This window comes from Stenotrophomonas sp. GD04024 (genome assembly GCF_029837545.1).
In the GTDB taxonomy this organism is placed as follows: Bacteria; Pseudomonadota; Gammaproteobacteria; order Xanthomonadales; family Xanthomonadaceae; genus Stenotrophomonas; species Stenotrophomonas forensis.
In genome coordinates, this window is the sequence record NZ_JAOEDV010000110.1 from 1 (window position 1) to 11,493 (window position 11,493).

The window sequence follows — 11,493 nt, forward strand, 5'->3', positions numbered from 1 at the left end:
ATGGCGCCAACGGTCCTGCGCAACCCACCCGCCCGGCCTCTGACAGTGTCCGTGGGCGTCCAGCCACGGAGAAGAAAAAAGAAAATCAAAATCAGAATCAAACGCCGGTCGCTTCGCTCAGGTGTCGACCAAGGTCGACACCCACCGGGTTCGTAGTTCACCAACCGTCACCGGGAAACTGTCAGGGGTAGGGCGGTGTGGGCAGGCAGGACCGTTGGCGCCATGGATGGCGCCATCGAGCCCCCATGGATGGGTTTACGGCGTGTCCTGCCTGCCCACACCGCACTACCCACCTAACAGAAAAGCCAGAGCCGGCTGTTGCTCCGGCTCCGGCTCTGGCTCTGGCGTTGGGTTTTGATCCAGCGGGTGCCGGGCCGCAGGCCCGGCAGATCAACTCACACCACCGGTTCGCGCAGGGCCGGGTTGTCCCAGCCCGGGCGCGGGGCGAAACGATCGCCATGGCGCTGCTGCAACGCCTTCAGCCGCTCGACGATCGCATCAGCACCCACCGCACGGATGTGCTGGATCGGACCACCGCGGAACGGCGCGAACCCGGTGCCGAAGATCACGCCGGCATCCAGCAGGTCCGCGTCGGCCACCACGCCTTCGTGCAGGCAGGCCACTGCTTCGTTCAGCAGCGGCAGGATCAGGCGGTCCTCCAGATCGGCAGGTGCCTGGTAGTCGCTGGCTACGTCCGGCTTCTTCGGCTTGCCGTTCTCCCAGGTGTAGATGCCCTGGCCATCCTTCTTGCCGCGCTTGTCCGGTTCCACCGTCTGCAGCGCCGCCGGAATCTGCAGGCCCAGGAACGGCGCCAGCTCGCGGCCGACACCGGCGGCCACGTCCACGCCGACGGTGTCGATCAGTTCGATCGGGCCCATCGGCATGCCGAACTTCACCGCGGCCTTGTCGATCACCGGGCCCGGAATGCCTTCGGCATACGCGGTGGCCGCTTCCAGCATGTACGGGAACAGCACGCGGTTGACCAGGAAGCCCGGGCTGCCGGCCACCGGCACCGGGAACTTGCCCAGCGCCTTGCAGAACGCGGCCAGGCGGCGTTCGGTCTCCGGCGCCATGCCGTCGTGATGGATGATTTCCACCAGCGGCATCTGCGCCACCGGGTTGAAGTAGTGCAGGCCGGCGAACTGCGCCGGGCGCTGGATGTGGTCACGCAGTTCCACCAGCGGAATCGACGAGGTGTTGGTGGTCAGCAGCGCGTCGTGCTTCATCTTCGGCTCCAGCGTCTGGTACAGCGCACGCTTGGCCTCCGGGTTCTCGATGATGGCCTCGATCACCAGATCGGCCTCGGCCACGCCGTTGCCTTCCAGGTCGGCACGCAGGCGCGCGGCCACCGCCGGGCGCTTGCTGTCGTCGCGCACCTTCTTGGCGAACAGCGCCTGTGCCCGCTCCATGGCCGGGTCGATGAAGCGCTGCTCGCGGTCCTGCAGGGTCACTTCGAAGCCCTTGTAGGCGGCCCACGCAGCGATGTCGCCGCCCATCACGCCGGCACCGACCACGTGCACATGGCGGATGCCGGAATCACCACCGCCCAGGCCCTTCAGGCGCTCGGTCAGGAAGAAGATGCGGATCAGGTTGCGCGCGGTCGGCGTGCTGGCCAGTTTCACCACGGCGCGGCGTTCGGCATCCAGGCGCGCCTGGATCGGCTTGCCGCCGCTGCGCTGCCAGGTGCTGATCAGCGCGTACGGCGCCGGGTACTGGTCCTTCTTGGCCTTGCGTGCGACCTGCTTGACCATCTGCGGCGCCAGCAGCGTGCGCGCCAGCCAGGTGTTGGTTGCCCACGCCGTCGCGCGCTGCTTGAACGGGCGGGTGGTGCCGGACAGGGCCAGCGCGACGGCGGTGTCGAGCACCACCGCCGGGGCCACCACCTTGTCGACCAGGCCGATCCCGCGCGCGGCCGAGGCTGACAGGGTACGGCCGGTCAGCATCATGTCCATCGCCGCCGGGGCGCCCACCAGCTGCGGCAGGCGCGCGCTGCCGCCCCAGCCCGGGAAGATGCCCAGCTGGGTTTCCGGCAGGCCGATGCGGGTGCTGCTGTCATTGGAGGCCACGCGGTAGCGGCAGGCCAGGGCCAGCTCGGTACCGCCGCCGAGGCAGTGGCCGTGGATGGCCGCCACGGTCGGGCAGGGCAGCTCGGCCAGCTTCTGGTAGGTGGCCTGGCCGCGGCGGATCGCATCGTTGACGGTGCCGCGGCGGTCGAATTCCTGGAATTCCTTCAGGTCCGCGCCGGCAATGAAGCCGGCCTTCTTCAGCGACTGGATCACCACGCCCTTCGGCGGGTCCAGCGCGATGCGCTCAAGCAGGTCGCCCAGTTCCAGCAGCACGTCCTGCGACATCGCGTTGACGCTGCTGTCCTGACGATCCAGGGAGAGAACCACCACGCCGTCGTCGCGGATCTCGGGGTGCCAGTGGCTGAAGCGGAGACCATCGAAGCCTGAGAGCATGGACGTTCCATCCGGTTGTGTATGGAGAAGCGGCTATGATCCAGAGGTTGTTTCCCCCGCGTCAAATCCCAATAGCAGGGGAGTGGCGACCCCGGATCCATGGCCGTGGACCGGGACGCTAACGGAACGGTGGTTAAAAGCTGGTGCGGCGCCAGGTGATCGGCGACTGAACTTTTCCCGGGATTGGCAGTCTCATTGCCCGACGTCGGTTGGGCTGACAGGAGTGCGGCCCCTCATGGCCGAGGTTGATACACCACAGGAGCTGGATCTGGAACTGGTCCGGCGTGTGCAGCGCGGTGAGAGCGCGGCGTTCGATGTCCTGGTACGCAAGTACCAGCATCGGGTCGTGGCCCTCGTCGGTCGCTACATCGCCGACTGGAGCGAATGTCAGGACGTCGCCCAGGACACTTTCATCCGTGCGTACCGCGCGATCGGAAGTTTCCGTGGTGATGCCCAGTTCTCAACCTGGTTGCATCGAATCGCCGTGAATACCGCCAAAAACTACCTGGCTTCACACAATCGACGGCCGCCGACCGATGACATCGACATCGGCGACGCCGAACAGTTCGACAGCGGTACGCGCCTGCGCGATACCGACACGCCCGAACGCGAGTTGATGCGCCAGGAGCTGGAACAGACGGTGATGAAAGCCGTCAACGCGCTGCCGGAGGAACTCCGGTTGGCGATCACCCTGCGCGAGGTGGAAGGCCTGAGCTACGAGGATATCGCGCAGAAGATGGGGTGCCCGATCGGCACCGTGCGTTCACGGATCTTCCGGGCGCGCGAGGCGATCGACACCGAACTCCGGCCGCTGTTGGACATCGGCAGCGCCACCCGTGAGAAGAGCCGCGTATGACCAGCAATCTGACCAGCAATCCGTTCAACGAATCGCAGAACCATCAATCCCCTGCTGGGCAGCGCCTGGACCAGCGCCACCGCGAACAGCTGTCGGCCCTGGTCGACGGCGAGCTGGGCGCCGATGAAGCGCGCTTCCTGTTGCGCCGCATGGAGCATGATCCGGAGCTGGCGGGTTGCCAGGAACGCTGGCAACTGCTGGGCGACGTGATGCGCGGGCAGGCCCCGGCACTGGCCCCGGCCGGCTTCAGTGCCGCCGTGGCGGCTGCCATCGCGGCCGAACCGGCACCGCAGGCCGAGCCGCGCCGCCAGGCGCGTCGCAGCGGCTGGCGGGCCTGGGGCGGTGGTGCCGCACTGGCCGCCTCGGTCGCTGCCGTGGCCCTGTTCATGGGCGGCGAGAAGCTTCAGGAGACCGCCCCCGGCGAGCCGCTGGCACCGCAGGTGATCGCCAGCCAGGCTGAACTGGCGCCGGCGCCGAGCGGCCCGGCTGCGGTCACCGAGGCGTCGGTGGATACCGCTGCGATGGCTGTGGCGGCTGCACCGGCGGTGGCAATGGCCGCCGCCAGCCGCCGCCAGGACAGCCGTCGCGCCAGCGCGACCCGCAGCCAGCAGGCCGCGCGTGTCGCGCAGCGTGATGACAGCCCGCAGCGTGCGGTGGCCGCCGCGCAGGCGCCGCTGACCCCGACCGTGCCGGCCAACGCCAGCCGCAACCTGCCGTTTGGCGAGGTGGGAGCACTGCAGGCGCGACCGTGGCCCCGCTCCAGCCTGGCCCCCGCTGCCGGTGGCGCGCTCAATGCCAGCTTCCCGGCCCACGCCGGTGGTGCTGCGTTCTACCCGTTCGAGCCGCGCCTGCAGGATGACCTGCCGGTGCCGCCGCGCCCGCGCGACTGAGCCGGGCGCTTTCACGCCCCGCCGTCGGCGGGGCCCGTATTCCTCTTTCCACCCGATCCGGAGGTTGCCGTCCGATGACTCCCCGACTCCGCACGCAGGCCATCGGCCTGCTGGCCCTGACCCTTCCCTTGATGGCCTGCGCCCAGGCGCCGGCGCCTGCGGCGCAGACCCAGCCCGCGCCGGCTGCGGCGCCGCGGGCGCCCGCGCAGCCGCTGGTCACCGGCCTGCCTGACTTCACCCACCTGGTCGAACAGGTCGGGCCGGGCGTGGTCAACGTCGACACCACCATCGTGCGCAACAACCGCCAGGCCTCGCGGGGCCCGATGGGCGGCGACGATGACATGCCCGAGTTCTTCCGCCGCTTCTTCGGCCCGGACTTCCCGATGCCGGGGCAGGGCCCGGGTGGCCAGGATGGCGGCCCCAGCATCAAGGGCCGCGGCATGGGCTCGGGTTTCATCATCTCGCCCGACGGTTATGTGCTGACCAACTACCACGTGGTGGCCGATGCCAGCGAGGTGAAGGTGAAGCTGGGTGACAGCCGCGAGTTCAACGCCAAGGTGGTGGGCAGCGACCAGCAGTACGACGTGGCCCTGCTGAAGATCGACGGCAAGAACCTGCCGACCGTGCGCGTGGGGGATTCCAACACCCTGAAGCCGGGCCAGTGGGTTGTCGCGATCGGCTCGCCGTTTGGCCTCGATCACTCGGTCACCGCGGGCATCGTCAGTGCGCTGGGCCGCAGCACCGGCGGCGCCGACCAGCGCTACGTGCCGTTCATCCAGACCGACGTGGCGATCAACCAGGGCAACTCCGGCGGCCCGCTGCTGAACACCCGCGGTGAAGTGGTCGGCATCAACTCGCAGATCTTCTCCGCCTCCGGTGGCTACATGGGCATCAGCTTCGCGATCCCGATCGACCTGGCGATGAGCGCGGTCGAGCAGATCAAGAAGAGTGGCAAGGTCACCCGTGGCCAGTTGGGTGCGGTGGTCGAACCGATCGATTCGCTGAAGGCGCAGGGCCTGGGCCTGCCGGACAGCCGCGGTGCGCTGGTCAACCAGATCGTGGCCGGCAGTGCGGCAGAGAAGGCCGGCGTACAGATCGGTGACGTGGTGCGCTCGGTCAACGGCAGCCCGGTCAACAGCTGGTCGGACCTGCCACCGCTGATCGGTGCGATGGCACCGGGCAGCCGGGTCACCCTGGGCGTGATCCGCGATGGCAAGCCGCGCGACCTCAGCGCAACGCTGACCGCACTCAGTGAAGATGGCCAGGGCAGTGCCCGCGCGGCCGCCACGGCCAAGCCCGATGCGGCGCCGCAGGCCGGGGCCAATGCCCTGCTGGGCCTGGACGTCAGCGACCTGACCGCGCCGCAGCGCAAGCAGTTCGGCCTGGACGGCAACGAGGGCGTGCGCATCACCGGGGTCAAGGGCCAGGCGGCGCGTGATGCCGGCCTGTCTCCGGGCATGGTGATCCTGCAGGTCGGGCGCACCCCGGTTGGCAGCGTGGATGGCCTCAACCGCGCGCTGTCCAGCTACAAGAAGGACGATGTGGTGATGCTGCTGGTGCGTACCGGCAACGGCAACAGCGCGTTCGTGGCGGTGAAGGCCGGCCAGTAAGGCCTGCCCGGGCCGCTGCTGCGGCGGCCATCTGCCCCGAAGCCCCGCCTCGGCGGGGCTTCGGCCGTTCCGGGCCGGCCCGACGAGGCCGTTTTCGCGGCGAGGCGCCGGGCATGCGATAATCGACCGTTACCCTGACGACGCCGCGCGCCGCCGCCACCTATGTCTTCTGATTCGATGCGGAACATCCGCAACTTCTCCATCATTGCCCATGTCGACCACGGCAAGTCCACGCTGGCCGACCGCATCATCCAGCTCTGCGGTGGCCTGCAGGCCCGCGAGATGGAAGCGCAGGTGCTCGACTCCAACCCGATCGAGCGCGAGCGTGGCATCACGATCAAGGCGCAGTCGGTGTCGCTGCCGTACCTGGCCAAGGACGGGCAGACCTACCACCTGAACTTCATCGATACCCCGGGCCACGTCGACTTCTCCTATGAAGTCAGCCGCTCGCTGGCCGCCTGCGAGGGCGCGCTGCTGGTCGTCGATGCCGCCCAGGGCGTGGAAGCGCAGTCGGTGGCCAACTGCTACACCGCGGTGGAGCAGGGCCTGGAAGTGGTGCCGGTGATCAACAAGATCGACCTGCCCACCGCCGACATCGAGCGCGCCAAGGCCGAAATCGAGGCCGTGATCGGCATCGACGCCTCTGACGCCGTGCCGGTCAGCGCCAAGACCGGCCTGAACGTGCAGGACGTGCTGGAAGCGATCGTGCACCGCATCCCGCCGCCGACGCCGCGCGACACCGAGAAGCTGCAGGCGCTGATCATCGACTCGTGGTTCGACAACTACCTGGGCGTGGTCTCGCTGGTGCGCGTGATGCAGGGCGAGATCAAGCCCGGTGACAAGCTGCAGGTGATGTCCACCGGCCGCAACCACCAGGTCGACAACGTCGGCGTGTTCACGCCGAAGCGCAAGGTGCTGCCGGCGCTGCGTGCCGGTGAAGTGGGCTGGGTCACCGCCAGCATCAAGGACGTGCACGGCGCGCCGGTCGGCGACACCCTGACCCTGGCCGGCGACCCGGCACCGAAGCCGCTGCCGGGCTTCCAGGAAATGCAGCCGCGCGTGTTCGCCGGCCTGTTCCCGGTGGACGCCGAGGATTACCCGGACCTGCGCGAAGCGCTGGACAAGCTGCGCCTGAACGATGCCGCGCTGCGTTTCGAGCCGGAAAGCTCCGAGGCGATGGGCTTCGGCTTCCGCTGCGGCTTCCTCGGCATGCTGCACATGGAGATCGTGCAGGAGCGCCTGGAGCGCGAATACAACCTGGACCTGATCAGCACCGCACCGACGGTGGTGTATGAGGTGCTGAAGACCGATGGCTCGATCATCAACATGGACAACCCGGCCAAGCTGCCGCCGGTGAATCAGGTCGAGGAGATCCGCGAGCCGATCATCCGTGCCAACGTGCTCACCCCCGAGGAGTACATCGGCAACATCATCAAGCTGTGCGAAGAAAAGCGCGGCAGCCAGATCGGCATCAACTACCTGGGCAGCCAGGTGCAGATCAGCTACGAGCTGCCGATGGCCGAAGTGGTGCTGGACTTCTTCGACAAGCTGAAGTCGGTCAGCCGTGGCTATGCCTCGCTGGACTACCACTTCGTGCGTTTCGACGCCGGCCCGTTCGTGCGTGTGGACGTGCTGATCAACGGCGACAAGGTCGATGCGTTGTCGCTGATCGTGCACCGCAGCCATGCCGATCGCCGCGGCCGCGAGCTGTGCGAGAAGATGAAGGACCTGATCCCGCGGCAGATGTTCGACGTGGCCATCCAGGCCGCGGTCGGCTCGCAGATCATCGCCCGTACCACGGTCAAGGCCATGCGCAAGAACGTGCTGGCCAAGTGCTATGGTGGCGACGTTTCGCGCAAGAAGAAGCTTCTGGAAAAGCAGAAGGAAGGCAAGAAGCGCATGAAGCAGGTCGGCCGCGTGGAAATCCCGCAGGAAGCGTTCCTGGCCGTGCTGCAGATGGACAACAAGTAAGCCCGCACCGGCCCCTGCGGGCCGGTCGTCTGGTGACGTTGCAAAGGACCCTGAATGAAACTGTTTGAGATCCTCCTGGTCGTGCTGACCCTGGCCTCGGGCCTGATCCTGCTCGCGGACAAGCTGTACCTCGCCAAGCGCCGCGCCCAGCGTGCGGGCCTGCTCGATTCCGAGCCGGTGCTGGTGGACTACTCGCGTGCGTTCTTCCCGGTGCTGGCGATCGTGCTGATCGTGCGCAGCTTCATCGCCGAGCCGTACAAGATCCCGTCCAGCTCGATGATGCCGAACCTGCTGATCGGCGACTTCATCCTGGTCAACAAGTTCTCCTACGGCCTGCGCCTGCCGATCAGCAACACCAAGATCGTGCCGTTCGGCGAGCCGTCGCGTGGCGACGTGGTGGTGTTCCACTTCCCCGGCCACAGCGACAACGACCCGGCCAAGGGCGAGAACTTCATCAAGCGCGTGATCGGCGTGCCGGGTGACACCATCGTCTTCGAGGGCGACGGCGTGATCCTCAATGGCGAGCCGCTGAAGTACGACAACAAGGGCATCTATGCCGGCCACAAGGGCCAGGGCGAGGGCGCCAACCTGCTGGTCGAGCACCTGCCGGGCCGCACCCATACCGTGCTGGAGACCGACTATCCGCGTGGCCAGGGCCAGTGGACCGTGCCGGCCGGCAAGTACCTGGTGATGGGCGACAACCGTGACAACAGCGATGACGGCCGTTTCTGGGGCCTGCTGCCGGAGGAAAACCTGCGCGGCAAGGCATTCCTGATCTGGCTGAACTGCCAGGGTTGGTTCTGCAAGGATGGCTTCGAGCCGTCGCGGATCGGCTCGAGCATCAACTGATCGGGCATCACCTGAGTATTTTCACATCCAACGCGTATCTGGGGAGAACGCAATGAAGACGATGAACACGCAGCGCGGCATGACCCTGACCTCGTTCCTGACGGTCCTGATCGTGGTTGGCTTCTTCCTCTACATCGGCATGAAGCTGTTCCCGATGTACCAGGAGTACTACGCGGTGCGCTCGGCGATGAAGAGCCTGGCCAACGAGCCGGGCGTGGGCAACATGGAACCGGCCCGCATCCAGGACCTGTTCTTCAAGCGCCTGTACATCAACTACTCGGACAACGTGAAGCCGGCCAATGTGAAGTTCGATCGTCGCGACAACGGCTGGACCCTCAAGGTCAACTACGAAGTGCGTCGTCCGCTGATCGGCAACCTCGATGTGGTTGGCAATTTTGATTCTTCCCAGGACCTGACACGAAGCGGTGCCCAGTAAATTCATCCAACGTAGCGACCTGATCGGTCATCCCTTCCGCGATGCGGCCCTGCTCAAGCAGGCGCTGACCCATCGCAGTGCGGGTGCGCCGCACAACGAGCGCCTGGAGTTCCTCGGCGACAGCATCGTCAACATGATGGCGGCCGAGGCGTTGTACCGGCGCTGGCCGAAGGCCGACGAAGGCGCGATGACCCGTGCCCGCGCCGAGCTGGTGCGTGAAGGCGCGCTGGCGGTGATCGGGCGCAGCCTGGAACTGGGCGAGCGGCTGACGCTGGGCCCTGGCGAAATGAAGTCCGGCGGTCATCGCCGCGACTCGATCCTGGCCGACGCGGTGGAAGCGGTGGTGGCCGCGATCTACCTGGATGCCGGTTTCGAGGCCTGCCGGGCGGTGGTACTGCCCTGGTTCAGCGCGTCGATCGAGGCACTGCCGGCCTCCGGCCGGCCCGAGAAGGACCCCAAGACCCGCCTGCAGGAATGGCTGCAGGCCCGACAGAAGGCGTTGCCGCAGTACGAACTGGTGTCAGAATCCGGTGACGACCACGCCAAACACTTCCGGGTACGCTGCAACGTAGCTGACCCGGCCGCCAGCACCGAGGGCGAAGGCGCCTCGCGGCGGCTTGCCGAACAACAGGCGGCTGCGGCCGTCCTAGAACAACTGGATTCCAAGTGAGCGAACAAACTCCCCATCATTGCGGCAGCGTGGCCGTCATCGGCCGCCCGAACGTGGGCAAGTCGACCCTGACCAATGCCCTGGTCGGCGCCAAGGTCAGCATCGTCTCCAACCGCCCGCAGACCACGCGTCATCGCCTGCTGGGCATCGCCACGTATCCGGAAGGCCAGCTGGTGCTGGTCGACACCCCCGGCCTGCACAAGGTGCAGAAGCGGGCGATGAACCGGGTGATGAACCGCGCCGCGCGTGGCTCGCTGGAAGGCGTCGACGCCGGCCTGCTGGTGATCGAAGCCGGCCGCTGGGACGAAGAAGACAGCCTGGCCTTCAACGTGCTGCGCGATGCCGGCATCCCGGTGGTGCTGGTGGTCAACAAGATCGATCGCCTGAAGGAAAAGGGCGCGCTGCTGCCGTTCCTGCAGCAGGTGACCGAAGGCCGCGATTTTGCCGCCGTGCACCCGATTTCCGCGCAGAAGCGCAATGGCCTGGAAGCGCTGGTGCGCGACGTGCTGAAGCTGCTGCCGGAAGCCCCGCCGATGTTCGGCGAGGACGAGATCACCGACCGCAGCCAGCGTTTCCTGGCCGGCGAACTGGTGCGCGAGCAGTTGATGCGCCAGCTCGGCGAAGAACTGCCGTACGCCACCACGGTGGAGATCGAGCGCTTCACCGAAGACGGCAACCTGCTGCGCATCGGTGCGGTGATCTGGGTCGAGCGCGAAGGCCAGAAGGCCATCGTGATCGGCAAGGGTGGTGCGCGCCTGAAGGAGATCGGTGCCAAGTCCCGCCTGCAGATGGAGCGCCTGTTCGGGGCCAAGGTGTTCCTGGAAACCTGGGTGCGCGTGCGTGAAGGCTGGTCCGATGACGAGGCCGCGCTGAAGGCCTTCGGCTACGAGTAAGCCGACCCGGTCGCTTCGATGATGATCGAGGACGACACCGGCTTCGTGCTGCATGCACGGGCCTATCGCGAGACCAGCCTGCTGGTCGAGGTGTTGAGCGCGCAGCATGGCCGCATCGGCCTGCTCGCGCGCGGTGTTTCAACGGCGAAGGGGCAGGTGCTGCGCGCTGCCCTGCAGCCGTTGCAGTGGATCCGTTTCAGCGCCCAGCAGAGGGGTGAACTGGCGCAACTGCGCGCTGCCGAGGCGCTGGATGCCGCGCCGCGATTGGTTGGCCAGGCGATGCTGGCCGGCTTCTACCTGAGTGAACTGACCCTGCGCCTGGCCCCTCGCCAGGACCCGTTGCCGGAGCTGTACCTCGCCTACGGTGAGGCACGCGCGCGGCTGGCGGTCGGTGCCGGCCTGGCCTGGACCCTGCGCCGTTTCGAACGCGAACTGCTGTCCGCGCTGGGCCTGGGCTTCGAGCTCGACAGCGCCAGCGACGGCCAGCCGGTCGACCCGGCTGCGCGCTATGCGTTGGACCCGCAGGAAGGGCCGCAACGGCTGCTGAGCGAGCGTGGCGGCGAGCGCCAGGCGGCGGCCACGGGCTCGGCGCTGCTGGCACTCGCGGCCGATGAAGAGCCTGACGCGGCCGACCTGGCCAGCCTGCGGCTGCCGATGCGGCGGGTGCTGGCCCATCATCTGGGGCCGCGAGGCCTGAAGTCCTGGGAACTGCTCGAGCAGCTCGCCCCCAGGCGTTGAGGGGCGTCCGGCAGGGCTTGCAGCCCTGCACCTGCGGTAGTGCCGGCCGCTGGCCGGCAACCTCAACAGCAGAAGCGGGTTTCCTGCGGGATGGCGGGGTGGGTCCGGTTGCGGGGGACGC

At 67.4% G+C, this 11,493-nt stretch carries 10 protein-coding genes; 9 read left to right on the forward strand and 1 reads right to left on the reverse strand.

Annotation, left to right across the window (positions count from 1 at the left end; translation table 11 throughout):
* Positions 1-395: 395 nt before the first annotated feature.
* Entirely contained in the window at positions 396-2,459 is a 2,064-nt protein-coding gene (locus tag N7590_RS20690) for a 3-hydroxyacyl-CoA dehydrogenase NAD-binding domain-containing protein (protein ID WP_279935853.1), read from the reverse strand.
* A 235-nt stretch (positions 2,460-2,694) separates the two neighbouring features.
* Here N7590_RS20690 and rpoE point away from each other — a divergent pair, with 235 nt between their 5' ends.
* The 9 genes from rpoE to recO all read left to right on the forward strand — a co-directional run bounded on the left by rpoE (position 2,695) and on the right by recO (position 11,372).
* Positions 2,695-3,315, forward strand: coding sequence for an RNA polymerase sigma factor RpoE (gene rpoE, locus N7590_RS20695; RefSeq protein ID WP_006462516.1), 621 nt, complete (start codon positions 2,695-2,697; stop codon positions 3,313-3,315).
* A gap of 8 nt (positions 3,316-3,323) precedes the next feature.
* Positions 3,324-4,205, forward strand: coding sequence for a sigma-E factor negative regulatory protein (locus tag N7590_RS20700; protein ID WP_164241747.1), 882 nt, complete (start codon positions 3,324-3,326; stop codon positions 4,203-4,205).
* 74 nt (positions 4,206-4,279) lie between these two features.
* On the forward strand, positions 4,280-5,815 hold the full coding sequence (locus N7590_RS20705) for a DegQ family serine endoprotease (protein WP_164241729.1): 1,536 nt from the start codon (positions 4,280-4,282) through the stop codon (positions 5,813-5,815).
* 177 nt (positions 5,816-5,992) lie between these two features.
* On the forward strand, positions 5,993-7,786 hold the full coding sequence (gene lepA / locus N7590_RS20710) for a translation elongation factor 4 (RefSeq protein WP_040007303.1): 1,794 nt from the start codon (positions 5,993-5,995) through the stop codon (positions 7,784-7,786).
* Positions 7,787-7,840: 54 nt separating this feature from the next.
* A complete protein-coding gene (lepB, locus tag N7590_RS20715; RefSeq protein ID WP_006462474.1) occupies positions 7,841-8,635 on the forward strand; it encodes a signal peptidase I in 795 nt (264 codons plus the stop codon).
* A gap of 52 nt (positions 8,636-8,687) precedes the next feature.
* The gene (locus tag N7590_RS20720; RefSeq protein WP_006462472.1) at positions 8,688-9,071 is read left to right on the forward strand and encodes a DUF4845 domain-containing protein; all 384 of its coding nucleotides are present in this window, start codon (positions 8,688-8,690) and stop codon (positions 9,069-9,071) included.
* On the forward strand, positions 9,061-9,741 hold the full coding sequence (rnc, locus tag N7590_RS20725) for a ribonuclease III (RefSeq protein ID WP_053450480.1): 681 nt from the start codon (positions 9,061-9,063) through the stop codon (positions 9,739-9,741). The genes N7590_RS20720 and rnc overlap by 11 nt, the downstream gene beginning before the upstream one ends.
* Positions 9,738-10,634: a GTPase Era gene (era, locus tag N7590_RS20730; protein ID WP_005410599.1), complete on the forward strand. Its 897-nt coding sequence runs from the start codon at positions 9,738-9,740 to the stop codon at positions 10,632-10,634. Before rnc ends, era begins: the two co-directional genes overlap by 4 nt.
* An 18-nt stretch (positions 10,635-10,652) precedes the next feature.
* Positions 10,653-11,372 carry a DNA repair protein RecO gene (gene recO / locus N7590_RS20735; protein WP_164241728.1) on the forward strand — a complete coding sequence of 240 codons (720 nt, stop codon included), beginning with the start codon at positions 10,653-10,655 and terminating at the stop codon, positions 11,370-11,372.
* Positions 11,373-11,493: the final 121 nt, after the last annotated feature.

Coding starts and splice junctions, on each gene's coding strand:
- N7590_RS20690 (WP_279935853.1), bottom strand. CDS start 2,459: ATGCTCTCAGGCTTCGATGGTCTCCGCTTCAGCCACTGGCACCCCGAG.
- rpoE (WP_006462516.1), top strand. CDS start 2,695: ATGGCCGAGGTTGATACACCACAGGAGCTGGATCTGGAACTGGTCCGG.
- N7590_RS20705 (WP_164241729.1), top strand. CDS start 4,280: ATGACTCCCCGACTCCGCACGCAGGCCATCGGCCTGCTGGCCCTGACC.
- lepA (WP_040007303.1), top strand. CDS start 5,993: ATGCGGAACATCCGCAACTTCTCCATCATTGCCCATGTCGACCACGGC.
- lepB (WP_006462474.1), top strand. CDS start 7,841: ATGAAACTGTTTGAGATCCTCCTGGTCGTGCTGACCCTGGCCTCGGGC.
- N7590_RS20720 (WP_006462472.1), top strand. CDS start 8,688: ATGAAGACGATGAACACGCAGCGCGGCATGACCCTGACCTCGTTCCTG.
- recO (WP_164241728.1), top strand. CDS start 10,653: ATGATGATCGAGGACGACACCGGCTTCGTGCTGCATGCACGGGCCTAT.